The sequence below is a fragment of the Nonomuraea sp. B208 genome (genome assembly GCF_057536035.1).
This window is the reverse complement of sequence record NZ_BAAJOU010000022.1, coordinates 187,146-210,657: the sequence shown is the minus strand read 5'-3', so window position 1 is coordinate 210,657 and position 23,512 is coordinate 187,146. Positions and strand designations below refer to the sequence as shown.

Sequence of the window (23,512 nt, the reverse complement as noted above, 5' to 3'; positions counted from 1 at the left end):
GTTCATGCGGCGAACGGTATGCTGTAGGCAGTCGACCAAAAACAGCGAAACGCCCGAATCCGTACGATACGCAGTTCCCTGGAGAGGTGACCATGTTGCTGTCGGAGCAGGCCGGTCAGCCGGCGGCCACCAAGATCCAGCGCCCCGCCACGCTGCGGGAGAGCGTCATCGAGGCCATCCAGGAGCTCATCGTCTCCGGCCAGCTCAAGCCCGGCCAGCACCTGGTCGAGAGCGAGCTGGCCGACCTCCTCGGCGTCTCCAGGCAGCCGGTGCGCGAGGCGCTCCAGCAGCTCAGCGGCGAGGGCTGGGTGGACCTGCACCCCGGCCAGGGCGCGTTCGTGCACGTGCCCACCGTGGAGGAGGCGGACCAGCTGCTCGCGGTCCGCGCGCTGCTGGAGACCGAGGCGGCGCGCCTGGCCGCCCAGCACGCCGGCGAGGACGGCGTGAAGCGGCTGCGCGACCTCTGCGCGCGCGGCATCGCGGCCGTGCAGGCCGACGACGTGGACGCCGCCGTGGCCACCAACTCCGAGCTGCACGCCCTGGTGACCGCGCTGTCCGGCAACAAGGTGCTGGCCGAGCTGACCAGCCAGGTGGCCAGGCGGGTGCGGTGGTACCACACGCCGGTGGCCCGCCAGCGCGGCATGGCCTCCTGGGAGGAGCACACGAGCCTGATCGACGCCATCGAGGCCGGCGACGAGCGCCGCGCGGCGAAGGTCATGCGCGAGCACACCGAGCACACCCGCGTGTCCTACATGGAGCAGCGGGAGAAGGAGCCGGTCGAGCCCGCTCCCAAGCCGGTGCGCCGGCGCCGCCGTACGGCCGGCTGAATGCCGTTTGACCTGACGTTCACATCGTGACACCCGCCCGGAAACACCTCCGCCGGAGGATGGGGCGGCACGGATGGGAGGTGCATGACCATGAGAGCGTTCCTCCGCTTTCTCCTCGCGGAACCCGCGGGCTCGCCGTCGGACGGCCGCGCGATCGGCCTCGGGCTGAGCACGGCCCTGCGCAGGCAGGGCTCGGCCGACGACGCCGAGCGCTACCTGCGGCTGTGGGCCACGCCGGGCACGACGTCCGGGCACGACGTCCACGAGAGCCCGCGGCACTGAGCCGCGGCGGAAGCGGCACGCCCCCGCCGCGGCCCGGCGCCGCTACGACTGCCCCGATGACCGGCCCGATGACCGGCCCGATGACTGGCCCGATGACTGGCCCGCCGGCTCCGGCTCGCGAGCTCTCCTGGCGTCGCGGGCCGACTTGACCAGGCTCAGCACCGTCGTCACCGCGAGGGTGCCGACGATGACGCCGAGGGAGACCATGATCGGCACCTCCGGCGCCCAGGACACGCCGTCGTGGTGCAGCGCCTCCATGATGAGCTTCAGCCCGATGAAGGCGAGCACCACCGACAGCCCCTTGCTCAGGTAGACGAGCCGGTCGAGCAGCCCGCCGATGAGGAAGAAGAGCTGCCGCAGCCCCATGAGGGCGAAGGCGTTCGCGGTGAACACCAGGTAGGGCTCCTTGGTGAGCCCGAAGATGGCCGGGATCGAGTCGAGCGCGAACAGCAGGTCGGTGGTCCCGATGGCGACCATCACGATCAGCATCGGGGTCACCAGCCTGCGCCCGTTGTGCACGGTGAGGCGGGCGCCGTGGTAGGTGTCCGTGGTCGGCAGCACCCGCCGCACGGTCCGCAGCGCGAGGTTCTCGGAGAACTCCGCCTCCTCCTCGTGCCCGATGAGCTTCCACGCTGTGTAGACGAGGAAGGCGCCGAACACGTAGAAGAGCCAGTCGAAGCGCTGGACGGCGCCCGCGCCGGCCGCGATGAACGCCCCGCGCATGACCAGCGCCAGCACGATGCCGATGAGCAGCACCTTCTGCCGGTACTCCCGCGGCACCCGGAACCTGCTCATGATCAGCAGGAACACGAAGAGGTTGTCCACGCTGAGCGAGTACTCGGTGATCCATCCCGCGAAGAACTCGCCGCCGTGCGCGGGGCCGGACAGCAGGAGCAGTCCGGCGCCGAAGGCCGCGGCCAGTCCGACGTAGAACGACACCCAGCCGACGCACTCGCGCATCGACGGCTCGTGCGGGTTGCGGGCCACCATCCAGAAGTCGAACGCGAGGACCGCGGCGAAGCCCCCGAGGGTGGCCGCCCAGATCCAGAAGGGCAGGTTCACCGCCTGCTTCCCTTCTTTCCTGCACGCAGCGTCGTGGCGTACCTGACGTAGACGGCGAGCAACTCGGCCGCCAGCGGGTTGACGGCCGCGCGGTGGGACAGCCAGTACGGCATGAACCGCTCGTGCAGCCAGACGAAGCCGATGGCGAAGCCGAGCCCCACCATGGCCTGGTAGGCGAGGAAGGGAAGCACGCCGTCGTGCATGCCCACCCCCGCAACGCTCTCCTGGAGCAGCCGGGACAGCGGGAAGGCCGCCATCCAGTACAGTCCGGCCGGCCCGAAGGTGCCGGGCCGGAGCACGCCGTGGCCGACGAGCACGCCGAACAGCCCGCCGAAGAGGGCGAGCGGCGTGGCCAGCGCCAGGGCCGCCTGCGCGGCCAGTCCGGTGGGCGCCCCCGCGAACAGGGTCAGCCCACCGGCCATGGCGCCGGCGACGGCTCCGATGGACGCCCCTGGCAGGGCGAGCTCGAAACTGTGCCGTCGCTCCATCAGCCCACGACCACGCCGTAGGCGAAGAGGCTGTAGAACAGCATGCCGAGGTAGAACACCGCGCCGAAGCCGATGATCACGTTCGACCACCATCGGGGCCTGATCGGCTTGGGCAGCATGCGGTTGTTGACCAGCAGCAGCGTCACGCAGTACGCCCCCATCGCGAACGTCGACAGGAACGCCAGCGTGTCCAGGATCCCGCTCGGCCCGTCGGCGGGGCCGAAGAGCAGGATCAGGATCCCGAAGAGGATCACTCCCCACAGGAAGATCGCGTACAGCTTGGACATGCCGAGCTTCTTCGCGCCGGGGATGAAGTGGAAGGTCATGTCCGCCTGGCCGCGTGAGAACGAGTCGAACAGGCCGAGCGTCGCGTTCAGGCCGATCAGCGCGATGAACCCGAGGAACACGACCCCGAGAACCGAGCTGCCCGCCGAGGAGACGGCGTTCGACATCGCGGTCAGCGCCACCTCCCGGTCGTCGCCCTGAATGACCTGCCGCACGCCCGGGTCAATCCGCACCGCCGCCTGCGCGATCACCGTGAAGGAGATCGTGACCAGCATGGTGATGCCCCAGAACAGCAGCAGCGCGTCGAAGGTGACCCAGCGCCGCCAGCCCTTCCACTTCGCCATCTCGGCCGGGTCGGAGGTGTCGAACATGAACCCGCGGGCGGGCCGCTCCTCCTCCTCGCCGGCGTGCCGCAGCCCGCGGATCTGCGGCTGGTGCGCGCCCATGCCGGCCCCGGAGTCACGCAGGTGCAGGGTGTACCACATCTGCTGCATGCCGGAGGGCCCGGCGAACGCGCACGCCCCGACGATGACCGGGAACCAGGCCGCCGACATCGCCTGCGGCGGCAGGTAGCCGAAGGAGAACATGCCGCTGATCGTGGTCACCACGTCGCTCCAGGAGCCGACCATGGCCGCGACCACGGCCGTGCCGAGCACGAGCGCGCCGATGAGCAGCGACAGCACGTTCTCCAGGAGGTTGTAGATCACCTTGGCGAGGGTGAAGACCACGCCGACGAGGATCAGCCCCGCGATCGCGGTCACCATCCACGGGATGCCGGTGATCTCCTCGAACGCCGCGGCCCCCGCCGACAGGTGCCCCGGCCAGATGTAGACCGCGACGGCGACGACGAAGAAGAACCACATCAGCGGCTTGAACACCCGGGCCGCGCCGGAGAAGATGCTCTCCCCGGTGGCCATGGCGTAGCGCGCCATCTCCAGCATGACCACGGCCTGCAGGGTCACGCCGATCAGGAACAGCCACCTGATCTCGGGCCCGAACAGCAGCACCAGCCGGGGCCACATGTACGACTCGCCCATGCCGACGCCGAGCGCGACCAGGAAGACCGTCGGCCCGAGCAGGTGCACCGAGGGCGGCGCGTCGGGGAGCTTCCTGATGGGCATCGGCTCAAGCCGGCCCGCCTTCCATACTCGTTGATCCTCGACCGGCGGCGTGGCCGTCGCCGGTGGTGTGTTCGATGTGTCCACCTACGGACCTCCTGGGGGGTGTGTTGCCTTCCTCGTGCGCCCCGATCTAGCCCCCTCGCCTCGTCCTGCTCCGCCTGGCTCTAGCGCAGCAGTCCGGCGGCCCTCGCCCAGCGGTACTTGGCGCCGAGGACCGCGACGGGCTTCTCCGTCGTGTACGGGTACGCGACCACGCCGTGCTCGAACAGGTACTCGCTGGCCTCCTCAACCTCGGTGTCCCCGGCCAGGGACGCCACGACGGGCTTGACGTTGCCCTTCTCCCTCTCCTCCGCCACCACCCGCGCGACGAGCTCGGCGAAGACCATCGGCGGCGTCACGATCGTGTGCCAGTAGCCGAGGACGAGCGCGTGGACGCGGTCGTCGCCGAGGCCGAGGCGGATCGTGTTCTCGTAGGTCGCGGGCGGTTCGCCGCCGGTGATGTCGATGGGGTTGCCGGCCGCGCCGAACGGCGGGATGTAGGCGCGGAAGGCGGCGTCGAGGTCGGGCGGGATCTCCATGAGCGTCAGCCCGGCGTCCACGCAGGCGTCGGAGAGCAGCACGCCGGAGCCGCCCGCCCCGGTGATGATGACGACGTTCTCGCCCTGGGGCGCGGGCATGAGGGGCAGCGCGCGGGCGTACTCCAGCATGTCGTTGAGCCCGGGGGCGCGGACCACGCCGGCCTGGCGGAGGATGTCGTCGTAGACCTTGTCGTCGCCGGCCAGCGCGCCGGTGTGCGAGCCGGCCGCCCGCGCGCCCATCGCGGTGCGCCCGGCCTTGAGCACGATGACCGGCTTCTCCCTGACCACGCGGCGGGCCGCCTCGACGAAGCCGCGCCCATCCTTGAGGTCCTCCAGGTGCATGGCCACGGCCTTGGTGTTGTCGTCCTGCTCGAAGAAGGTCAGCAGGTCGTCCTCGTCCACGTCGGCCTTGTTGCCGACGCCGACGATGGCGGACACGCCCATCCTGGTGGTGCGGCTGAAGCCCAGGATGGCCATCCCGATGCCGCCGCTCTGCGAGGTCAGCGCGACGCTGCCGCGCACGTCGTAGGGGGTGCAGAAGGTCGCGCAGAGGTTCTCGGGCGTGTAGTAGTAGCCGTAGATGTTGGGGCCGAGCATGCGCACGCCGTGCCGCCTGGCGATCTCGACGATCTCCTTCTGCCCCTCGACGTTGCCGGTCTCGGCGAACCCGGACGGGATCATCACGGCCCCGGCCACGCCCTTCTCCCCCACCTCCTCCAGCGCGGCGGCGACGAACTTGGCGGGGATGGCGAAGACCGCCACGTCCACCTCGCCGGGCACGTCGGCGATGCTCTTGTACGCCGGCAGCCCCATGATCTCGTCGGCCTTGGGGTTGATCGGCAGGATCCGGCCCCGGTAGCCGCCGTCGATGAGGTTGCGCATGACCGAGTTGCCGATCTTGCCGGTCTCGGCGGAGGCGCCGATGACGGCGACGGAACGCGGCCGGAAGATCCGCGTCATCTGCCGCAGGATCTCCTCCCTGGGCAGCCGGGTGACCTCCTCCGGCCGGTCGCCGACGATGATCCGCACGTCGGCGGCCACGGCCCCCCTGGCGTCGGCGAAGACCGGGTTGAGGTCCACCTCGACGATCTCGGGATGGTCGGTGACCAGCCGGCCGACGCGCTCGATCAGCGCGGCCAGCGCCGCCCGGTCCACGGGCTCGGCCCCGCGCGCGCCGCGCAGCACCTCGGCCGCCCGGATGTCGTCGAGCATCGCGAGCGCGTCGTCGCCGGAGACCGGGGCGAGCCGGAAGGTCACGTCCTTCAGCACCTCGACGAGGACGCCGCCGAGGCCGAACGCGACGACCTTGCCGAACGTCGGGTCGGTGACCGCGCCCACGATCACCTCCAGGCCGCCGCCGACGAGCTGCTGCACCTGGACGCCGTCGATCCTGGCGTCGGGGGCGTGCGCGCGGGCGTTGGCGAGGATGGTGTCGTAGCCCTGGCGTACCTCCTCGGGGGTCCGCAGGCCGACCAGCACGCCGCCCGCGTCCGTCTTGTGCAGGATGTCCGGTGAGACGATCTTCAGGACGACCGGGAGCCCGATCTTCCCCGCGAGCTCCGCCGCCTCCTCCGCCGAGCCGGCCAGCCCCTCGCCGGGGGTGGCGATGCCGTACGCCTCGCACAGCAGCCGGCCCTCGGGAGCGGTCAGCGCGGCGCGCCCCTCGGCGCGGGCCCGCTCGATGACGTGCCTGGGATCCATTCAGATGACTCCGTTCGCCTTGAGCTCGGCCAGCTCCTCGGTGCCGACGCCGAGCCGGCCGTAGATCTCCTCGTTGTGCTCGCCGAGCAGGGGCGGGGTGCGGACCTCCACCGGCGAGTCGGACAGCTGCAACGGGCTGGCGACGGTGACGAAGTCGCCGCGCTCGGGGTGCGGGACCGTGACGACGATGCCCTCCTCGCGCAGGCTCTCGTCCTCCACCAGCTCCCGGGTGGACAGGATCGGCCCGCACGGGATGTTCGCGGCGTTGAGCCGGTCCAGGACCGTCCACTTGTCGTGGCGGATCGTCCACTCCTCGATGAGCTGGAACATCTTGTCCAGCTTGGACAGGCGGGCCTCCGGCGTCGCCCACTCGGGGTCGTCGGCCAGCTCGGGCCGGCCGATGATGCCCGAGAGCGGCTGCCAGCCCACCGGCTGGACGATCACGTAGATGTAGTCGTTCGGGCCGCCGGGCGCGCAGCGCACCGCCCAGCCCGGCTGGCCGCCGCCGCTCGCGTTGCCCGAGCGCGGCACCTCGTCGCCGAACGTCCTGTTGGGGTACTCACGCAGCGGGCCGTGCGCGAGGCGCTGCTGGTCGCGGAGCTTGACGCGGCACAGGTTCAGCACGGCGTGCTGCATGGCCACCTGCACGCGCTGCCCGCGCCCGGTCCGCTCGCGCTGGTAGAGGGCGGCCAGGATGCCGGACACCGCGTGGATGCCGGTGCCCGAGTCGCCGATCTGGGCGCCGGTCGCGAGCGGCGGGCCGTCCTCGAAGCCGGTGGTGCTCATCGAGCCGCCCATCGCCTGGGCGATCACCTCGTACGCCTTGAACTTCGCGTACCGGCCGGCGCCGAAGCCCTTGATCGAGGCGTAGATCAGGCGCGGGTTGAGCTCCTGGAGCCGCTCCCACGGGAAGCCCATGCGGTCCACCGCGCCCGGCCCGAAGTTCTCCACCAGGACGTCGGCGTCCTTCACCAGCTCGGTGAAGAGCTGCTTGCCGCGCTCGCTCTTCATGTTGAGCGTGATGCTGCGCTTGTTGCAGTTGAGCATCGTGAAGTAGAGGCTGTCGACGCCGGGCACGTCGCGCAGCTGCTGCCGGGTGATGTCGCCGGTGGGGGCCTCCAGCTTGACCACGTCCGCGCCGAGCCAGGCGAGCAGCTGGGTGCACGACGGGCCGGACTGGACGTGCGTCATGTCGAGGATGCGGACGCCTTCGAGAGCCTTCATCGTCTGACCGCCCTTCGCTGGTGCGCCGTCACTTGTACATCGTCTGGTTCATGGTTCCGGGGGCGTAGAGCTCCGGATCGACCCAGACGTTGATGAGCGCGGGCTTGCCGGACTCGCGCGCCCGCTCCAGCGCGGGGCGGATCTCGGCCGGGTCGCGTACCTCCTCGCCGTGGCCGCCGAGGAGCTTGGCGAAGTCGCCGTAACGGATGTCGCCGAGGGTGTTGCCGACGCGGGCGCGGTCCTCGCCGTACTTCGCGGCCTGGCCGTACCTGATCTGGTTCATCGAGGAGTTGTTGCCGACGATCCCGATGAACGGCAGGTCGAAGCGGACCATCGTCTCGAAGTCCCAGCCGGTGAGGCTGAAGGCACCGTCGCCGAACAGGCACAGCACCTCCTTGTCCGGCCGGGCCTTCTTGGCCGCCATCGCGAAGGCCATGCCGACGCCGAGCGTGCCGAGCGGGCCCGGGTCCATCCAGTGGCCGGGCGACTTGGGCTGCACGACCTGTCCGGAGAAGGTGACGATGTCGCCGCCGTCGCCGATGTAGATGGTGTCCTCGGTGAGGAACTCGTTGATCTCGTGAACCAGCCGGTAGGGGTCGATCGGCCGGGCGTCGGAGTGCTGGCGGGGCAGGCGCTTCTCGTAGGCCGCGGTCTCGACCGCGCGCAGCTCGTCCATCCACGCCTTGCGCTTGGCCGCGGCGTCGCCGATCCGCCCGCTCGCGGCCTGCGCCGCCGCCGACAGCACGAGACCGGCGTCGCCGACGATGCCGAGATCGATGTCGCGGTTCTTGCCCACCGTGCGGTAGTCGAGGTCGATCTGGACGACGGTCGCCGACGGGGACAGCCGCTTGCCGTAGCCCATCCGGAAGTCGAACGGGGTGCCGACGATGATGATGAGGTCGGCCTCGGTGAAGGCGTAGCGGCGGCTGAGCTGGAAGTGGTGGGGGTCGCCCGGCGGCAGCGTGCCGCGGCCGGAGCCGTTCATGTAGGCCGGCACGTTGAGCGCCCGGACGAAGTCGATGGCCGCGTCGGTGGCCCGGCAGGTCCAGACCTGGCTGCCGAGCAGGATGCACGGCTTCTCGGCGTGGGCCAGCAGGTCGGCCAGCCGCTCGACGGCCTCCGGGTCGCCCTGCTGGCGGGTGGAGGCCCGGTAGTGGCCCGCCTTCGGGATGCGGGCCTTGTCCAGGGGCACCTTCGCGTCCAGCACGTCACGCGGGATCTCCAGGAACGACGGCCCTGGAGCGCCGTGGTAGCACTCGCGGAAGGCCATCGACACGAGGTCGGCCACCCGTTCGGTGCTCGGCACCGTGGCGGCGAACTTCGTGATCGGGGCCATCATGTCCACGTGCGGCAGGTCCTGCAGTGAGCCCATCTTGTGCTGGCTCAGCGCGCCCTGGCCGCCGATGAGCAGCATCGGGCTCTCCGCCCTGAAGGCGTTGGCCACACCGGTCACCGCGTCGGTCGTGCCGGGGCCGGCGGTGACGACCGCGCAGCCGGGCCGGCCGGTGATGCGGGAGTGCCCGTCGGCGGCGTGTGCGGCGACCTGCTCGTGGCGTACGTCGATGACCTCGATGCCCTCATCGACGCAGCCGTCGTAGATGTCGATGATGTGGCCGCCGCAGAGCGTGTAGATCACGTCCACGCCCTCGGCCTTGAGCGCCTTGGCCACGAGATGACCGCCAGAGATCGTTTCCGACATTCCCTGCCACCCTTCGGAGAGCGCTGTCTTCCGCATACTGCATACCGTATGAAGGCAATGGTTACTCTCTCCCGATCGGCCTGTCCAGCCCCTCAGGGCAACTCGATCAGCTCCACCGGTTCGCCGTCCCAGCCCGGAGGGACCACCGCCAGGGCGTCCGCCAGGGCCGCTCCCCAGAGAGATCCCGGCCGGTCATGGCCCACCGGAGCCGCGCCTTCCGGCGTGCGGCGGACCGGCACGAGGCGGGTGTCGCGGGGGTGCGCGCGCACGTCGCCGCCCAGTGTGCCGGTCTCGCGGGTCTCGGGCGTCCCGGTCAGCCCGCGCAGGGCGGGGACGAGCAGCGTGAGCGCCGCGCCGAGGGCGGCGAACGGGTTGCCGGGCAGCCCGGCCACGAGCGGGCCGTGCGGCAGCCGCGCCAGCGCCTGCGGATGGCCCGGCCGGACCGCGACCCCGTCCACGAGCACGTCGGCGCCGAGGGCGGCGAGCACGCCCCGCAGATGGTCGGCGGGGCCCTTCGACGAGGCGCCGCACACCACCACGACTTCCGCTCCCCTTCCCGACAGGGCGGCGTGAAGGGCGGACGGGCCGTCCGGGAGGTGGACGGTGTCGGTGACCCGGCCGCCCGCCCACTCGACCAGGCCGGGCAGGAACGGTCCGATGGCGTCGCGGACCCGGCCCGCGCCGGGCCGCCCCTTGTGCACCACCTCGTCCCCGGTGATCAGCACCAGGACGCCGGGGCGGGGCCGTACGAGGAGGTCGTCGTGCCCGAGCGCGGCGGCCAGCCCGAGCGCGACCGGCGTCACCGGCGCGCCCGCCTCCAGCACCACGGCCCCCTCGGGGATGTCCTCGCCGCGCCGCCGGATGTGCCGGCCGGGCTCCACGGTCCCGTCCACGATCCCGGCGCCCGCCACGGCGCGCTCGTACGGCACCACCGCCACCGCCCCCGCCGGCACCGGCGCCCCGGTGGCGATCTCCACGGCCTCCCCCGCCGCCAGCGGGCCGGGATGGGCCCGGCCCCCCGCGAGCACCCGCCCGACGAGCCGCCAGGGCCCGTCACCGGCCACGGCGTAGCCGTCCATCGCGGAGACGTCCACGCCGGGCACCGCCACCAGGGCCCGCAGCGGCCCGGCCAGCCGGCATCCGAGCGCCTCGGCCGCCGGCACCGGCACGGCTCCGAGCGGCTTCACGCTCCCGGCCGCGACACGTCGCGCGGCCTCCCATGACATCGCGTCCACCACTGGATCATGCCGCACAACCGTCATCCGCAAGCTCCTTGACCCGCGTTTTTCCATACTGTATACCGAATGCAAATCCGACGCGAGAACGGAGCGCGCAGCATGAAGGTCGCTGTTCTTGGCGCCGGCGCCATCGGCGCGTACGTGGGAGCCGCCCTCCACCGGGCGGGAGCCGAGGTGCACCTGATCGCCCGCGGCGAGCACCTCCAGGCCATCCGCCGCGCCGGTGTGCGGGTGCTGTCCCCCAGGGGCGACTTCACCGCCCACCCCCACGCCACCGACGACCCCACGGAGGTCGGGCCGGTGGACCACGTCTTCCTGGGCCTCAAGGCGAACAGCTACGCCGCGGCGGGCCCCATGATCGCGCCGCTCCTGCACGCGTCCACGAGCATCATCGCCGCGCAGAACGGCATCCCATGGTGGTACTTCCACCGGCTCAAGGGCCCCTACGAGGGCTACCGCATCGAGAGCGTCGACCCCGGCGGCGCGGTCACGGCCGCGCTGCCCCTGCACCGGGCCGTCGGCTGCGTCGTGTACGCGGCCACCGAGATCGAGAGCCCCGGCGTCATCCGCCACCTGGAGGGCACCCGGTTCTCCATCGGCGAGCCGAGCGGGCTGCTCACCGACCGGTGCCGGACCTTCAGCGAGGCCGCCGTCGAGGGCGGTCTGAAGTGCCCCGTCGAGCGCGACCTGCGCCGCGACGTGTGGATCAAGCTCATGGGCAACATCGCCTTCAACCCGATCAGCGCGCTCGCCCGCGCCACGATGGCCGGCATCTGCCGCCACGACGGGGCGCGCGAGCTGGTCGTGGCCATGATGCGGGAGACGGTGGAGGTGGCGGGGCGGGTCGGCTGCGACCCCGGCGTCTCCATCGAGCGCCGGCTGCGGGGCGCGGAGAAGGCCGGCGAGCACAAGACCTCCACGCTCCAGGACCTGGAGAAGGGCAAGCCGCTGGAGCTGGACGTGCTCCTCGCGGCCGTGGTCGAGCTGGCCGACCTGACCGGCGCGGACGTCCCGACGCTGCGGGCGATCCACGCCGTGAGCGACCTGCTGAACGCGAACCTTGTCCGCGCGGTGTAGCTCCGAATACCGTAGCCTGTATACAGAATGGAGGGATCATGAGCTATGACCGCCTGACCCGTCCACTGGTGCGCGAGAACGGCGTGCTGCGCGAGGCGACCTGGGAGGAAGCGCTGGACCGCGCGGCCGAGGGCTTCCGCCGCAACGTCGCCGAGCGCGGCCCCGACTGCTTCGCGATGTTGTCGTGCGCCCGCTCCACGAACGAGATGAACTACGTCGGGCAGAAGTTCACCCGCGTGGTCATCGGCACCAACAACGTGGACTCCTGTAACCGCACCTGCCACGCCCCCAGCGTGGCGGGGCTCTCCGCCGTGTTCGGCAGCGGCGGCGGCACCTCCTCCTACCAGGAGGTCGAGGACACCGACGTGATCGTCATGTGGGGGTCGGCGGCCCGCAACGCCCATCCGATCTTCTTCCAGCACGTGCTGAAGGGCATCAGGAACGGCGCCAGGATGTTCGCCGTGGACCCGCGCCGCACCGGCACGGCCCAGTGGGCCGACCTGTGGCTCGGGCTCAACGTGGGCACCGACATCCCGCTCGCCCACGCCGTCGCCCGTGAGATCATCCACGCCGGGCTGCACAACGAGGCGTTCATCGAGCGGGCCACCGTGGGCTTCGCCGCGTTCAAGGAGTGCGTCGAGCCCTGGACGCTCACGACCGCCGAGCAGGTCACCGGCGTGCCGGCCGCGGCGATCAGGGAGCTGGCGCACGCGTACGCCCGCGCCGACCGCGCCCAGCTCTGCTGGACGCTCGGCATCACCGAGCACCACAACGCCACCGACAACGTCCGGGCCCTCATCAACCTGGCCCTGCTGACCGGCCACGTCGGCCGCTACGGCTCCGGCCTGTCGCCGCTGCGCGGCCAGAACAACGTGCAGGGCGGCGGCGACATGGGCGCGATCCCCAACCGGCTGCCCGGCTTCCAGGACATCCTCGACCCGGACCTGCGGGCCCGCTTCGAGAGCGCGTGGGGCGCCCCCATCCAGCCCCGCTACGGGCTCAACCTCACCCAGATGCTGGAGGCCATGGCCGAGGGCGAGGTCACCACCTGCTACCTCATCGGCGAGAACCCCGTGCAGTCCGAGGCCGACTCCCTCGCCTGCGCCAAGCGCCTGGCCATGCTCGACCACCTGGTGGTCCAGGACATCTTCCTCACCAAGACCGCCCAGATGGCCGACGTCGTGCTGCCGGCCAGCGCCGCCTGGTGCGAGGCCGAGGGCACGTTCACCAACAGCGAGCGGCGGGTGCAACGGGTCCGCAAGGCGCTCGAACCGCCGGGCGAGGCCCGCGACGACATCTGGATCCTCTGCGAGCTGGCCCGCCGGCTCGGCCACGACTGGGCCTACGACGGCGCCGAGGAGGTCTGGAACGAGCTGCGCTCCCTGTCGCCGCAGCACCGCGGCATGAGCTACCAGCGGCTGACCGAGCTGCAGGGCATCCAGTGGCCCTGCCCGTCGGAGGACGCGCTGGAGCCGCCGTACCTGCACGGGCGGCTCTGGGAGAGCGACCCGGAGCGGCGGGGCGCGCCGGCGCCGTTCGCGGTGCTGGAGCACTCGCCGCCGGTGGACCTGCTGGACGAGGAGTATCCGCTGCGGCTGACCACCGGCCGCCGCCTCGACTCCTACAACACAGGCGTGCAGTCGTCCGGGTTCGCCTCGCCGCTGCGCCGGGGCGAGACCGTCGAGCTGTGCCCCGAGGACGCCGAACGGCTCGGCGTCGCGGCCGGCGAGGACGTACGGATCACCTCGCGGCGCGGCTCGGTCGTCGCGCCCGTCTTCATCGACCCGGCGCTGCGGCCCGGCCTGGTGTTCATGACCTTCCACTTCCCCGACGACGTGGACGTCAACTCGCTGACCATCGAGGCCACCTGCCCGATCGCCGGCACGGCCGAGTTCAAGGCGGCCGCGGTCCGCGTCGAGAAGCTCGTCAAGGCCGGGTGAGACATGGACATCCGATTCCGCGACGCAGAACCGTCCGACGAGGAGCGCGCGGCCGTCGACGCCGTGCTCGGCCCGCCCGCCACCGGCTGGGAGGGCGGCGCCAGGTCCGCGGCCGACCTGCGCTTCGCCGCCCGCGCCGAGCCTCGGCGCGACCTGCTGCTGCCCGCGCTGCACGCGGTCAACGACCGGGTGGGCTGGATCAGCGAGGGCGCGCTCGACTACGTCTGCCGGCGGCTCACCGTGCCGCCCGCGGAGGCGTACGGGGTGGCGACGTTCTACTCGCTGTTCTCGCTGCGGCCGCGCCCGGCGCGGGTGCTGCACGTGTGCACCGACCTGGCCTGCCAGGCCAAGGGCGGCCGGCGGCTGCGCGAGCAGGTCGAGGAGCGGCTCGGCCCGCCCGGCGAGACCTGGCAGGAGAGCCCCTGCCTCGGCCTGTGCGAGCGGGCCCCGGCCGCGCTCGCCCTGGAGGCGGGGGCCACGCCGCGCGCCGAGGTGTACGCCCCGGCGGACGCCGACGCCATGGCGAGGACCCCCGCCGACGCGGTCCCGGGCTCCCCCAGCCCCAACGGCAGCGGGCCGCGACTCGACGTGGCCGGCGACGCCCCCGCCGTGGCCGCCGTGCCGCAGGCCGGCCAGGACGGGCTCATCCTGCTGCGGCGGGCCGGCCTGGCCGACCCCGCGAGCCTCGACGACTACCGCGCCACCGGCGGCTACACCGCGCTCCGCCGCGCCTTCGAGCTCGGCCCCGCCGGGGTGATCCGCGAGGTGCTGGAGTCGGGTCTGGTCGGCAGGGGCGGCGCGGCCTTCCCGACCGGCCGCAAGTGGGACGCCGCCGCCCGCCAGCCCGACCACCCCCACTACCTGGTGTGCAACGCCGACGAGAGCGAGCCGGGCACGTTCAAGGACCGGGTGGTCATGGAGAACGACCCGTACGCGCTGGTCGAGGCCATGACCGTGGCCGCGTGGGCGACCGGCTGCGCCCGGGGCTACCTCTACGTCAGGGGCGAGTACCCGAGGGCGGCCGCCCGCCTGGCGCACGCCATCGCCACCGCCCGCGCCCGCGGCCTGCTCGGCCCCGACATCCTCGGCAAGGGCTTCTCCTTCGACATCGAGCTGCGCAGGGGCGCGGGCGCGTACATCTGCGGCGAGGAGACCGCGATCTTCAACTCCATCGAGGGGCACCGCGGCGAGCCGCGCAGCAAGCCGCCGTTCCCCGTGGAGAAGGGCCTGTTCGGCAAGCCGACCGTGGTCAACAACGTCGAGACGCTGGTCAACGTGCTGCCGATCCTGGAGCGCGGGGCGCGGGCGTACGCGGCGGCCGAGCCCAAGCTGTTCTGCGTCTCCGGCGCGGTGGAACGGCCCGGCGTGTACGAGCTGACGTTCGGCGCGACCCTGCGCGAGCTGCTGGAGCTGGCCGGGACCACCGGCACCACCCGCGCGGTGCTGCTCGGCGGGGCCGCCGGGGCGTTCGTCACGGACCTGGACATCCCGCTCACCTTCGAGGGCACCAGGAACGCGGGCGCCACGCTCGGCTCCGGCGTGGTCCTCGTCATCGACGACACCGTGGACCTCAAACAGCTGCTCCTCCGCATCGCCGAGTTCTTCCGCGACGAGTCCTGCGGCCAGTGCGTGCCCTGCCGGGTGGGCACCGTACGCCAGGAGGAGGCCCTGCACCGGCTGTCGCGGCGGGTCTCGCACGACGACCTGGTGCTGCTGCGCGACGTGGGGCGGACCATGCGCGACGCCTCGATCTGCGGCCTCGGGCAGACCGCGTGGAACGCCGTCGAATCGGCCATCGACCGCCTGGGAGTTTTCGAATGATCCCGCTGCAGCCGCCCCGGCGGCTCATCGACGTACAGATCGACGACGAGACCGTACGCGTGCCGGAGGGCGCCACCATCCTCGACGCCTGCCGGGCGGCGGGCAAGGACGTGCCCACCCTCTGCCACGGCGACACCCTCACCCCGAAGAACGCCTGCCGGGTGTGCGTGGTGGAGGTCGAGGGGGCCCGTACCCTCGCCCCCGCCTGCTCGCGCAAGGCCGAGCCGGGCATGAAGGTCGGCACCGGGACCGAGCGCGCCCGGCACAGCCGCAAGGTGGTGCTGGAGCTGCTCGGCTCCTCCGTCGACATGTCCACGACGCCGCGCGCCGCCGAATGGAACGCCGAGTACGGCGCCGACCCCGCCAGGTTCGGCGCGGACGCGGCCACCGTCGAGCAGCCCGCCAAGGTGGACAACGACCTCTACGTCCGCGACTACAGCAAGTGCATCCTCTGCTACAAGTGCGTGGACGCCTGCGGCGAGCAGTGGCAGAACACCTTCGCCATCGGCGTCGCCGGCCGGGGCTTCGACGCGACGATCTCCACCGAGTTCGACGCCCCGCTCACCGACTCGGCCTGCGTCTACTGCGGCAACTGCGTCGAGGTCTGCCCGACGGGCGCGCTGTCGTTCAAGACCGAGTTCGACATGCGGGCCGAGGGCACCTGGGACGAGACGCGGCAGAGCGAGACCACCACCATTTGCAGCTACTGCGGCGTCGGCTGCAACCTCACCCTGCACGTCCAGGACAACAAGATCGTCAAGGTGACGTCGCCGCACGACAACCCCGTCACGAAGGGCAACCTCTGCGTGAAGGGCCGCTTCGGGTACGGCTATGTCTAGGGTCCCCGCCCATGTCTAGGGTCACCGTGAAGCGCAGGATCGTCCGCGTCAAGGACCGGGCCAGGCTGCCGGCCGTCGACTCGCTCGCCGCCGAGGAGCCGCTGGAGATCCGGCTCGACGGCACCCCGCTGACCGTCACCATGCGCACGCCCGGCGACGACTTCGACCTCGCCGCCGGCTTCCTCGTCAGCGAGGGGGCCGTCGGCGCGCCCGGCGAGATCGCCACCATCCGCTACTGCGCGGGCGCCACCGTGGACGGCGGCAACACCTACAACGTGCTGGACGTACGGCTCGCCCCCGGCGTGCCCGCGCCCGAGCCGCGCAACTTCTACACCACCTCCTCCTGCGGCGTGTGCGGCAAGGCGTCGCTGGAGGCGGTGCGCACCGTCGCCCGCTGGAGCGCCGCCGACGACCCCGTCACGCTGCGGCCCGCCACGGTGACGAGCCTGCCCGACCGGCTGCGGGCCGCCCAGCGCGTCTTCGACCGGACCGGCGGCCTGCACGCCGCCGGCCTGTTCACCGCCGACGGCGAGCCCCTGTGCGTGCGCGAGGACGTCGGCCGGCACAACGCGGTCGACAAGCTCCTCGGCTGGGCGCTGCGCGAAGGACGGCTGCCGCTGCGCGGCTGCGTGCTCATGGTGTCCGGGCGGGCGTCGTTCGAGCTGGTGCAGAAGGCGGTGATGGGCGGGGTGCCGGTGCTCGCCGCCGTCTCGGCGCCGTCGTCGCTGGCCGCCGAACTCGCCGCCGAGGAGGGGCTGACGCTGATCGGGTTCCTGCGCGGGAACTCGATGAACATCTACACCGGTGAACGGCGCGTTTAATGGCCCGCGCTCCGCGCGGGCGGCTCGGTCGCCGTGCTCAATGCCCGCGCTCCGCGCGGGCGGCTCGGTCGCTCAGACCCGTCGCCTTCCCTCGTCGCTACGGTCGCTTCGCTCCCTGCGCTCCTCAGTCCAGGCGACGGCGCTCCCTCGCAAACCCCTGGCGCGCAGCGCCACCAATCCCGTACGCGCGGCGCCCCTCAATCCCGTACGCGCGGCGCCCCTCAATCCCCTACGCGCAGCGCCACCAATCCCGTACGCGCGCGGCGCCCCTCAATCCCCTGCGCGCCTTCGTAGCTGCGCCCGGGGGACAGATTTTGACAACCGTTTTCATTTTGGCGCATACTGACTCCCATGATGTCAGGATTTTCCCGGCTGGGTGCGCTCGGTCTGTTGACCGCCGGCGCCCTGCTCAGCGCCACGGCCTGCGGCGGCGGTTCCGGTGTGTCCGAGGTCGGCGCGACCTCCGACGGCAAGCCCGAGGTGGTCGCCGCCTTCTATCCGTTGCAATGGCTGACCGAGCAGGTCGGGGGATCCGACGTCCAGGTGACCGGCCTCACCGCCCCCGGCGTCGAGCCGCACGACCTGGAGCTGGGCATCCAGCAGGTCACCGACCTCCAGAACGCCGCGCTCACCGTCTACGTCAAGGGCGTCCAGCCGGCCGTGGACGACGCGGTCGACCAGGAGAAGAGCTTCGACGCCGCCACCGCCGTCACCACGATCCCCGCCGGCGAAGGCCACGAGCACGAGCACGAGGGCGAGGAGGAGCACGGCCACGACGAGGTGGGCTACGACCCGCACCTCTGGCTCGACCCGTCCCGCATGGCCACCGTCGCCGGCAAGCTCGGCGAGCGCCTGGCCGCCGCCGACGCCACGCACGCCCAGGCGTACCGGGATCGCGCCGCGAAGACGGCCGCCACCCTGACCACGCTCGACCAGGAGTTCACCAAGGGCCTGACCACCTGCCGGTCCAGGACGATGGTGACGGCGCACGAGGCGTTCGGCTATCTGGCCGACCGTTACAAGCTGAAGCAGGTGGGCATCACCCTCGACCCCGAGACCGAGCCGTCCCCCGCGCGCCTGTCGGAGGTGGCCAAGCTCGCCAGGGCCGAGGGCGTGACCACGATCTTCACCGAGGCCCTGGTGAGCCCGAAGGTGGCCGAGGTGCTCGCGAACGAGGTCGGCGCGAAGACCGCCGTGCTCGACCCGCTGGAGAGCAAGCCCTCCGGTGACTACGTCTCCGCCATGCGCGATAACCTCAAGACTCTTCAAACAGCACTGGGGTGTACGGCATGAGCGAGACGGCCTTCGCGATGACCGGCGGCCGGGTCGCCTACGACGGCAAGCCGATCCTCCGCGGGATCGACCTGACCGTTCACACAGGCGAGGTCGTCGCACTCCTGGGGGCCAACGGCTCGGGCAAGTCGACGCTGGTACGCGCCCTGCTCGGGCTCACGCCGCTCTCGGGCGGCAACACTCTGATCTACGGCCGGCCACCGGCGCGCTTCCGCGACTGGTGGCGCATCGGTTACGTCCCGCAGCGCCTCCAGGTCGGCGGCGGCGTGCCCGCCACCGTGCGCGAGGTCGTCGCCTCGGGCCGCATCGCCCGCCAGCGCCGCCTGCGCCGCACCAGCGCGGCCGACCGGGCGGCGGTGGCCGCGGCGCTGGAGGCCGTCCGCCTGACCGACCGCGCCGGCGACCCCGTCCAGTCCCTGTCGGGCGGCCAGCAGCAGCGGGTGCTCATCGCCCGCGCCCTGGCGGGCGAGCCGGACACGTACGTGATGGACGAGCCCACCGCGGGCGTCGACGCCGGGACGCAGCACCTGCTCGCCGACACGCTGGCCGGGCTGGTGCTCGGCGGCAAGACCGTGGTGCTGGTCGCGCACGAGCTGGGCCCGCTGGAGCCGGTCATCACGCGCGGCGTCGTCATCGGCGGCGGCAGGATCGCGCACGACGGGCCGCCGCCGCGTCCCGAGGGCGAGTGCGCGCGGCCGGGGCACGAGCACCAGCATCCGCACGCCGCCGAGCCGGTGGCCGGGCCGCTGACCGGGTGGCAGGGGGAACCAAGGTGATCTTCGAACTGCTGGGCGAGCAGCTCTTCCAGCTCGCGCTCGTCGCGGCGCTGCTGGTGGGGCTGTGCGCGCCCGCCGTCGGCACGTTCATCGTGCAGCGGCGGCTCGCGCTGCTCGGCGACGGCATCGGGCACGTGGCGCTGACCGGCGTGGCGCTCGGCTTCCTGACCGGCACGGCGCCGGTGCTGACCGCCGTGCTCGTCTCCGTCGTCGGGGCGGTGGCCATCGAGCTCGTACGCGCGCGCGGACGCACCAGCGGCGACGTGGCGCTGGCGCTGCTGTTCTACGGCGGCATCGCGGGCGGCGTCATGCTCATGGCCGTCGCGCCCGGCGGCAGCAACGCCAAGCTCAACTCCTACCTGTTCGGCGCCATCGCGAGCGTCACCCCGGCCGACATCTGGGTCATCGCCGCGCTGGCCGTGGCCGTGATCGGCGTGGTCGTGATCTTCGGCAGGGAGCTGTTCGTGCTCTGCCAGGACGAGGAGATGGCCCGCGCGAGCGGCCTGCCGGTGCGCTTCCTCAGCCTGCTGATCGCGGTCACGGCCGCGCTGACCGTCGTCATCGCCATGCGGGTGGTCGGACTGCTGCTGGTCAGCGCGCTGATGGTGATCCCGGTGGCGACGAGTCAGCAGCTCACGCGGGGTTTCCGCGCCACGATGGCGACGGCGATGGTGTTCGGGGTGCTGGCCTCGGTGGGCGGGCTGCTCGCCTCCACCGTGTCCCCGAAGGTGCCGCCGGGCGCCTCGATCGTGCTCATCGCTCTCGCCGGCTTCGTCCTGGCCCTCGCTGTCGGTAAATTCGTACGCCGAGGCCGGAGCGACGAGGAGTCCAGAGTGGGTCCAACAATGCGCGTCGAGGAGGTCGCATGACGACGAGACGCGACGCCGTGCACGACACCCTTCGTCAGAGCGAGGGGTTCCGCAGCGCGCAGGACGTCTACGCGGAGATGCGCCTGCACGGCGCCAAGATCGGCCTGACCACCGTCTACCGTGCGCTGCAGGCGCTGGCCGACAACGGTCAGGTCGACGTGCTGCGCACCGACGACGGCGAGTCCGTCTACCGGGCCTGCGCCAGCGAGGTCCACCACCATCACCTCGTCTGCCGCAAGTGCGGGCGCACGGTCGAGGTGGCCGGTCCCGCGGTCGAGCGCTGGGCCGAGGCCGTGGGCAGCGAGCACGGCTTCACCGAGATCACTCACACGGTGGAGGTGTTCGGCACCTGCGCGTCCTGTTCGCCGTCCGCGCCCGCCGCCGGCTGAGCGCCGCGGCGCGAGCCCCACAGCACGCCGAGCACGATCACCGCGCATCCGGCGAGCTGCCAGGGCGAGGGCCGCTCGCCGAGCGCCACCGCCGACAGCGCCACGGTCGTCAGGGGCTGCACGAGCAGCAGCAGCGCGGTGAGCGCGGCCGGCTGCCGCGGCAGCGTGAACGTGATGAGCGACCACCCCAGCACCTGCGGCCCGAGCGCGAGCAGGAGCAGCCAGCCGTGCGCGGGCCAGCTCGGGGCGAGGTCCGCGCCGCCGAAGGCGGGGCTGAGCGCGGCGATCGCCACCGTGGCCACGACGGTGGCGTGCGCGAGCGGCCCGGCCGCGCGGTCCGAGCCGCCCTTCATGAGCAGCAGGAACGCCGCGTACGACACCGACGTGGCCACCCCGGCGAGCACCCCCATGACGGGGTCGTCGCCGTACGCCGCGTTGTCGAACACCCCGGAGATCAGCACCACGCCGCCGAACACCACCGGCGTCGCCACCATGAGCCGCCTCGACGGCCGCTCCCCGAACACCGCCCAGGCCGCGAACGCCACCAGGAACACCTGCAGGTTGCCCAGCACGGTCGCGAGTCCCGCGCCGACGTACGCGATGGCGTGGTGCCAGAACAGCAGGTCGAACGCGAACGTCAGGCCCGCCGCCCAGGCCGGCAGCACCGCCCGGCGCGGCAGCGGGCCGTGCCTGCGCCGCTCCAGCCAGGCCAGCGCCAGCATGGGCGGGATCGCGTACGCGCAGCGGAACAACGCCGACGTCGCCGGCGACACCTCGGCCAGCCGGACCAGCGGCGCGGAGGTGGAGATGACGAGCGCGCCGACGATCGCGATGATCACGATACGACGGTGTGCCCCCATGAAAACCCCCGTGGCCGCAGTAAGAGATACAGTTCGACCACGCTAGGATCCGGCGCGGACAGGAGTCAACATGCCGTTTGGCCATGACATGGTGCATTCTCTGGCCACTGTCGTCGAACTGGTCAACACCTCACCTGCCACGGGCGGCGACGAGGGGCTGCCCGGCCTGGCCGAGCTCCAGGCGTTCGTGGAGTCCCGCGAGGTGAGCGGCATCGGCAAGCTGACGGCCCGCGACCTCGCCCAGGTCCGCGCGGTCCGGGAGGCCTTCCACCGCGTCTTCACCGCGCCCGACCAGCCGACCGCGGTCCACACGCTCAACTCCCTGCTCTCCTCGACCCGCATCACGCCGCGCCTGACCGAGCACGACGGCCACCCCCTGCACGTCCACTACTTCGCCGCCGACTCCAGCCTGGCCGAGCACCTGGCCGCCGACTGCGGGGTGGCGCTGGCGCTGCTGCTGGTGGAGGGCGAGGGCGAACGCCTGCGCACCTGCTCGGCCCCCGACTGCGACCACGTCTTCGTGGACGAGTCACGCAACCGGTCGCGCGTCTACTGCGACAGCCGTACGTGCGGTAACCGCATGCACGTAGCCGCCTACCGCGCCCGCCGCCGCGCCTGACCCCCTTCTGAAGCGCGGGGTCAGTGACCGGGAGCCGTCAGGCAGCCGCCGTCGTTGATGTAGCCGCCCACCTCCACCTCCGACTCCCGCTCGTCGTAGAAGCCGGTCAGGCATCCTCCCCGCAGTTCGATGGCGAACACCACGGCGGAGCGAGCGCCCCCCGCCCTGATGATGACGTTCGTCCCCGGTGGAGCGACCGCCCGGACCGCCTTCGCGACGTGGGCCTCGCCGTGCAGTTTCCGCTCGCGCAGGCCGGCGAATCTGTCCCGCAGAGCCTCGGCCACCGGCTCGGCCTCCGCAGCCACCTCCGGAGGAAGCGCGGCGCGCTGGCGGTACGCCCTGTTGCCGGCGTGCTTCTGCTCCCAGGAGGGCATCGTCACACAAGGGCTCGGCATCGGCGGCTCAGCGATCTCCGGGCAAGGGCGTAAGGCCGACGGCGACGCCGACGACCCCGCTCCTCACATCCGCTCCTCACCGCAACCGCTCAGGACGGCCGACAGCAGGATGACGACAAGGACGGTCAAGATTCTCATGCCTCAACGGTCGGGCACGACGATCCGGGACACAAGCCGCGTCGGCCACGAACCGGGAGATCGCGGCGCGGCTGCGCATCACCGAGGGCACGGTGAAGAACCACGTCTCAAGGACCCGGGGCGACCGCGTTTGACTCCTTATCGTTCTTCGATACTATCGAGAAGCAATAATATCGAGCAACGATATGGAGCTGTGCTGTGTCCCTCGACTCATCCCCCTCCCTGAAGTGGACGGCGATCGTCGTCCGCCTCCTCCTGGCGCTGTTCGCCGCCACCCTGGTCTACGAGATCGGGCGTGCCGCCCTGACCGGCGGAGAGAACGCCACCGGATCCCTCGGCGACCGGAGCTCGGTGTGCGTGGCGTCACCGAGCATCCTCGACGTGGAGGGAAACGTCACCGAAGACCCCCGACGCGCCAGGGCGGTGGCGCAGAGCAGCGGAGTCGACGGCACCCCCTATCCCGTGGAGAAGGGAGTCGAGTTCGCCTACGGACTGCCCCAGCTCTGCAAGGACGACGCCGGCCTCGGCACGCAGTCGCTCTACCAGACCTCGCGGTTCGCCACCCCGCTCGTCGTGCTCGTCGCCCTCTTCCTCCTCGACCGGCTGATCGCGGACGCCCGGCGGGACAGCGGTTTCGATGAGACGATCGTCCGCAAGCTGCGCTTCCTCGGCGTGTTCCTCATCGCCGGCACGCTCGCGGCGTCGCTTTACACCACAATTGTGGAGACCGGCCTGGCCGTGTCGATGGTGGCCGGGACCGTCAGGGAGGTGGGGTCGATGGCTCTGCGCGGTTGGAGCTTCCCCTGGGCGTACCTGATCGCCGGGCTCGGGCTCGTCGTCATGTCCAAGGTCGTCCGCGTCGGCGCGCACATGCGCGAGGAACTCGAAGGAACCGTCTGATGTCACCCGCGGAGAACCCCGAGCACGCCATCGAGGTGCATCTGGACCGGCTGCTCGAAGAGCGCGGCATGACGGTGGTCGAGCTGGCCGACAAGGTCGGCATCACCAACGTGAACCTGTCGATACTCAAGAACAACCGCGCCAAGGCGATCCGGTTCTCGACGCTGAGCAAGATCTGCGAGGTGCTCGGCTGTCAGCCCGGCGACCTGCTGTCCTTCAGGCCCCGCTCCTCGGACTGATCGCGCACGGCCCCGCGCCACCACGCCGGGG

At 71.8% G+C, this 23,512-nt stretch carries 23 protein-coding genes and 1 pseudogene; 15 read left to right on the top strand and 9 right to left on the bottom strand.

What is annotated here, in order from left to right:
- Nucleotides 1–92: 92 nt before the first annotated feature.
- Nucleotides 93–827, top strand: coding sequence for a GntR family transcriptional regulator (locus AC27IY_RS23820; RefSeq protein WP_364451826.1), 735 nt, complete (start codon nucleotides 93–95; stop codon nucleotides 825–827).
- A gap of 90 nt (nucleotides 828–917) precedes the next feature.
- The gene (locus AC27IY_RS23815; protein WP_344204760.1) at nucleotides 918–1,109 is read left to right on the top strand and encodes a hypothetical protein; all 192 of its coding nucleotides are present in this window, start codon (nucleotides 918–920) and stop codon (nucleotides 1,107–1,109) included.
- 42 nt (nucleotides 1,110–1,151) lie between these two features.
- Here AC27IY_RS23815 and AC27IY_RS23810 read toward each other — a convergent pair whose 3' ends face one another.
- From AC27IY_RS23810 to AC27IY_RS23780, 7 genes are all read right to left on the bottom strand, one after another.
- A complete protein-coding gene (locus tag AC27IY_RS23810; RefSeq protein ID WP_487179198.1) occupies nucleotides 1,152–2,171 on the bottom strand; it encodes a TerC family protein in 1,020 nt (339 codons plus the stop codon).
- Nucleotides 2,168–2,659: a hypothetical protein gene (locus tag AC27IY_RS23805; protein WP_344204763.1), complete on the bottom strand. Its 492-nt coding sequence runs from the start codon at nucleotides 2,657–2,659 to the stop codon at nucleotides 2,168–2,170. Before AC27IY_RS23805 ends, AC27IY_RS23810 begins: the two co-directional genes overlap by 4 nt.
- Nucleotides 2,659–4,149 (bottom strand): Nramp family divalent metal transporter, encoded by a 1,491-nt coding sequence (locus AC27IY_RS23800; protein ID WP_364451331.1) that lies wholly within the window; start codon nucleotides 4,147–4,149, stop codon nucleotides 2,659–2,661. The genes AC27IY_RS23805 and AC27IY_RS23800 overlap by 1 nt, the downstream gene beginning before the upstream one ends.
- An 80-nt stretch (nucleotides 4,150–4,229) precedes the next feature.
- Nucleotides 4,230–6,344 (bottom strand): acetate--CoA ligase family protein, encoded by a 2,115-nt coding sequence (locus AC27IY_RS23795; protein WP_487179197.1) that lies wholly within the window; start codon nucleotides 6,342–6,344, stop codon nucleotides 4,230–4,232.
- On the bottom strand, nucleotides 6,345–7,568 hold the full coding sequence (frc, locus tag AC27IY_RS23790) for a formyl-CoA transferase (protein WP_344204767.1): 1,224 nt from the start codon (nucleotides 7,566–7,568) through the stop codon (nucleotides 6,345–6,347).
- Between the two features lie 28 nt (nucleotides 7,569–7,596).
- Nucleotides 7,597–9,267: a thiamine pyrophosphate-binding protein gene (locus AC27IY_RS23785; protein WP_487179196.1), complete on the bottom strand. Its 1,671-nt coding sequence runs from the start codon at nucleotides 9,265–9,267 to the stop codon at nucleotides 7,597–7,599.
- A gap of 92 nt (nucleotides 9,268–9,359) precedes the next feature.
- Nucleotides 9,360–10,529 carry a molybdopterin molybdotransferase MoeA gene (locus AC27IY_RS23780; protein ID WP_487179195.1) on the bottom strand — a complete coding sequence of 390 codons (1,170 nt, stop codon included), beginning with the start codon at nucleotides 10,527–10,529 and terminating at the stop codon, nucleotides 9,360–9,362.
- Nucleotides 10,530–10,604: 75 nt separating this feature from the next.
- On the opposite strand from AC27IY_RS23780, the gene AC27IY_RS23775 reads away from it, so the two are divergent.
- From AC27IY_RS23775 to AC27IY_RS23735, 9 genes are all read left to right on the top strand, one after another.
- Entirely contained in the window at nucleotides 10,605–11,582 is a 978-nt protein-coding gene (locus AC27IY_RS23775; protein ID WP_344205290.1) for a 2-dehydropantoate 2-reductase, read from the top strand.
- 38 nt (nucleotides 11,583–11,620) lie between these two features.
- Nucleotides 11,621–13,522, top strand: a complete 1,902-nt coding sequence (locus tag AC27IY_RS23770; protein WP_487179194.1) for a molybdopterin oxidoreductase family protein — start codon at nucleotides 11,621–11,623, stop codon at nucleotides 13,520–13,522.
- Between the two features lie 3 nt (nucleotides 13,523–13,525).
- Complete coding sequence (locus AC27IY_RS23765; RefSeq protein WP_487179193.1) at nucleotides 13,526–15,343, top strand: NAD(P)H-dependent oxidoreductase subunit E; 1,818 nt, start codon at nucleotides 13,526–13,528, stop codon at nucleotides 15,341–15,343.
- Nucleotides 15,340–16,182, top strand: coding sequence for a 2Fe-2S iron-sulfur cluster-binding protein (locus AC27IY_RS23760; protein ID WP_423445156.1), 843 nt, complete (start codon nucleotides 15,340–15,342; stop codon nucleotides 16,180–16,182). The genes AC27IY_RS23765 and AC27IY_RS23760 overlap by 4 nt, the downstream gene beginning before the upstream one ends.
- Nucleotides 16,183–16,193: 11 nt before the next feature.
- Entirely contained in the window at nucleotides 16,194–17,003 is an 810-nt protein-coding gene (gene fdhD, locus AC27IY_RS23755; RefSeq protein ID WP_487179192.1) for a formate dehydrogenase accessory sulfurtransferase FdhD, read from the top strand.
- A 351-nt stretch (nucleotides 17,004–17,354) separates the two neighbouring features.
- Nucleotides 17,355–18,296, top strand: coding sequence for a metal ABC transporter substrate-binding protein (locus tag AC27IY_RS23750; protein ID WP_487179191.1), 942 nt, complete (start codon nucleotides 17,355–17,357; stop codon nucleotides 18,294–18,296).
- Nucleotides 18,293–19,072, top strand: coding sequence for a metal ABC transporter ATP-binding protein (locus AC27IY_RS23745; protein WP_423445159.1), 780 nt, complete (start codon nucleotides 18,293–18,295; stop codon nucleotides 19,070–19,072). The genes AC27IY_RS23750 and AC27IY_RS23745 overlap by 4 nt, the downstream gene beginning before the upstream one ends.
- On the top strand, nucleotides 19,072–19,941 hold the full coding sequence (locus AC27IY_RS23740) for a metal ABC transporter permease (RefSeq protein ID WP_344205292.1): 870 nt from the start codon (nucleotides 19,072–19,074) through the stop codon (nucleotides 19,939–19,941). Before AC27IY_RS23745 ends, AC27IY_RS23740 begins: the two co-directional genes overlap by 1 nt.
- Nucleotides 19,938–20,330: a Fur family transcriptional regulator gene (locus AC27IY_RS23735; protein WP_364451301.1), complete on the top strand. Its 393-nt coding sequence runs from the start codon at nucleotides 19,938–19,940 to the stop codon at nucleotides 20,328–20,330. The genes AC27IY_RS23740 and AC27IY_RS23735 overlap by 4 nt, the downstream gene beginning before the upstream one ends.
- On the opposite strand, the gene AC27IY_RS23730 is transcribed toward AC27IY_RS23735, so the two are convergent.
- Nucleotides 20,267–21,169, bottom strand: coding sequence for a DMT family transporter (locus AC27IY_RS23730; RefSeq protein WP_487179190.1), 903 nt, complete (start codon nucleotides 21,167–21,169; stop codon nucleotides 20,267–20,269). The genes AC27IY_RS23735 and AC27IY_RS23730 overlap by 64 nt on opposite strands.
- Before the next feature lie 91 nt (nucleotides 21,170–21,260).
- Here AC27IY_RS23730 and AC27IY_RS23725 point away from each other — a divergent pair, with 91 nt between their 5' ends.
- On the top strand, nucleotides 21,261–21,809 hold the full coding sequence (locus AC27IY_RS23725; protein WP_344204782.1) for a CGNR zinc finger domain-containing protein: 549 nt from the start codon (nucleotides 21,261–21,263) through the stop codon (nucleotides 21,807–21,809).
- Nucleotides 21,810–21,829: 20 nt separating this feature from the next.
- On the opposite strand, the gene AC27IY_RS23720 is transcribed toward AC27IY_RS23725, so the two are convergent.
- On the bottom strand, nucleotides 21,830–22,189 hold the full coding sequence (locus AC27IY_RS23720; RefSeq protein ID WP_449943267.1) for a hypothetical protein: 360 nt from the start codon (nucleotides 22,187–22,189) through the stop codon (nucleotides 21,830–21,832).
- A 206-nt stretch (nucleotides 22,190–22,395) separates the two neighbouring features.
- Here AC27IY_RS23720 and AC27IY_RS23715 point away from each other — a divergent pair.
- The 3 genes and pseudogenes from AC27IY_RS23715 to AC27IY_RS23705 all read left to right on the top strand — a co-directional run.
- Nucleotides 22,396–22,476 (top strand): annotated as a pseudogene (locus AC27IY_RS23715) (sigma factor-like helix-turn-helix DNA-binding protein); the annotation flags it as partial.
- Nucleotides 22,477–22,540: 64 nt separating this feature from the next.
- Nucleotides 22,541–23,242, top strand: coding sequence for a DUF2975 domain-containing protein (locus AC27IY_RS23710; RefSeq protein ID WP_487179189.1), 702 nt, complete (start codon nucleotides 22,541–22,543; stop codon nucleotides 23,240–23,242).
- Nucleotides 23,242–23,481 carry a helix-turn-helix domain-containing protein gene (locus AC27IY_RS23705; protein ID WP_344204786.1) on the top strand — a complete coding sequence of 80 codons (240 nt, stop codon included), beginning with the start codon at nucleotides 23,242–23,244 and terminating at the stop codon, nucleotides 23,479–23,481. The genes AC27IY_RS23710 and AC27IY_RS23705 overlap by 1 nt, the downstream gene beginning before the upstream one ends.
- The last annotated feature ends 31 nt before the right edge of the window (nucleotides 23,482–23,512 follow it).

What these genes read in the sequence shown, in the direction of transcription:
- AC27IY_RS23820 (WP_364451826.1), top strand. Translation starts at nt 93, where the DNA reads ATGTTGCTGTCGGAGCAGGCCGGTCAGCCGGCGGCCACCAAGATCCAG.
- AC27IY_RS23815 (WP_344204760.1), top strand. Translation starts at nt 918, where the DNA reads ATGAGAGCGTTCCTCCGCTTTCTCCTCGCGGAACCCGCGGGCTCGCCG.
- AC27IY_RS23805 (WP_344204763.1), bottom strand. Translation starts at nt 2,659, where the DNA reads ATGGAGCGACGGCACAGTTTCGAGCTCGCCCTGCCAGGGGCGTCCATC.
- AC27IY_RS23795 (WP_487179197.1), bottom strand. Translation starts at nt 6,344, where the DNA reads ATGGATCCCAGGCACGTCATCGAGCGGGCCCGCGCCGAGGGGCGCGCC.
- frc (WP_344204767.1), bottom strand. Translation starts at nt 7,568, where the DNA reads ATGAAGGCTCTCGAAGGCGTCCGCATCCTCGACATGACGCACGTCCAG.
- AC27IY_RS23785 (WP_487179196.1), bottom strand. Translation starts at nt 9,267, where the DNA reads ATGTCGGAAACGATCTCTGGCGGTCATCTCGTGGCCAAGGCGCTCAAG.
- AC27IY_RS23780 (WP_487179195.1), bottom strand. Translation starts at nt 10,529, where the DNA reads ATGACGGTTGTGCGGCATGATCCAGTGGTGGACGCGATGTCATGGGAG.
- AC27IY_RS23775 (WP_344205290.1), top strand. Translation starts at nt 10,605, where the DNA reads ATGAAGGTCGCTGTTCTTGGCGCCGGCGCCATCGGCGCGTACGTGGGA.
- AC27IY_RS23770 (WP_487179194.1), top strand. Translation starts at nt 11,621, where the DNA reads ATGAGCTATGACCGCCTGACCCGTCCACTGGTGCGCGAGAACGGCGTG.
- AC27IY_RS23765 (WP_487179193.1), top strand. Translation starts at nt 13,526, where the DNA reads ATGGACATCCGATTCCGCGACGCAGAACCGTCCGACGAGGAGCGCGCG.
- AC27IY_RS23760 (WP_423445156.1), top strand. Translation starts at nt 15,340, where the DNA reads ATGATCCCGCTGCAGCCGCCCCGGCGGCTCATCGACGTACAGATCGAC.
- fdhD (WP_487179192.1), top strand. Translation starts at nt 16,194, where the DNA reads ATGTCTAGGGTCACCGTGAAGCGCAGGATCGTCCGCGTCAAGGACCGG.
- AC27IY_RS23750 (WP_487179191.1), top strand. Translation starts at nt 17,355, where the DNA reads ATGATGTCAGGATTTTCCCGGCTGGGTGCGCTCGGTCTGTTGACCGCC.
- AC27IY_RS23745 (WP_423445159.1), top strand. Translation starts at nt 18,293, where the DNA reads ATGAGCGAGACGGCCTTCGCGATGACCGGCGGCCGGGTCGCCTACGAC.
- AC27IY_RS23735 (WP_364451301.1), top strand. Translation starts at nt 19,938, where the DNA reads ATGACGACGAGACGCGACGCCGTGCACGACACCCTTCGTCAGAGCGAG.
- AC27IY_RS23725 (WP_344204782.1), top strand. Translation starts at nt 21,261, where the DNA reads ATGCCGTTTGGCCATGACATGGTGCATTCTCTGGCCACTGTCGTCGAA.
- AC27IY_RS23705 (WP_344204786.1), top strand. Translation starts at nt 23,242, where the DNA reads ATGTCACCCGCGGAGAACCCCGAGCACGCCATCGAGGTGCATCTGGAC.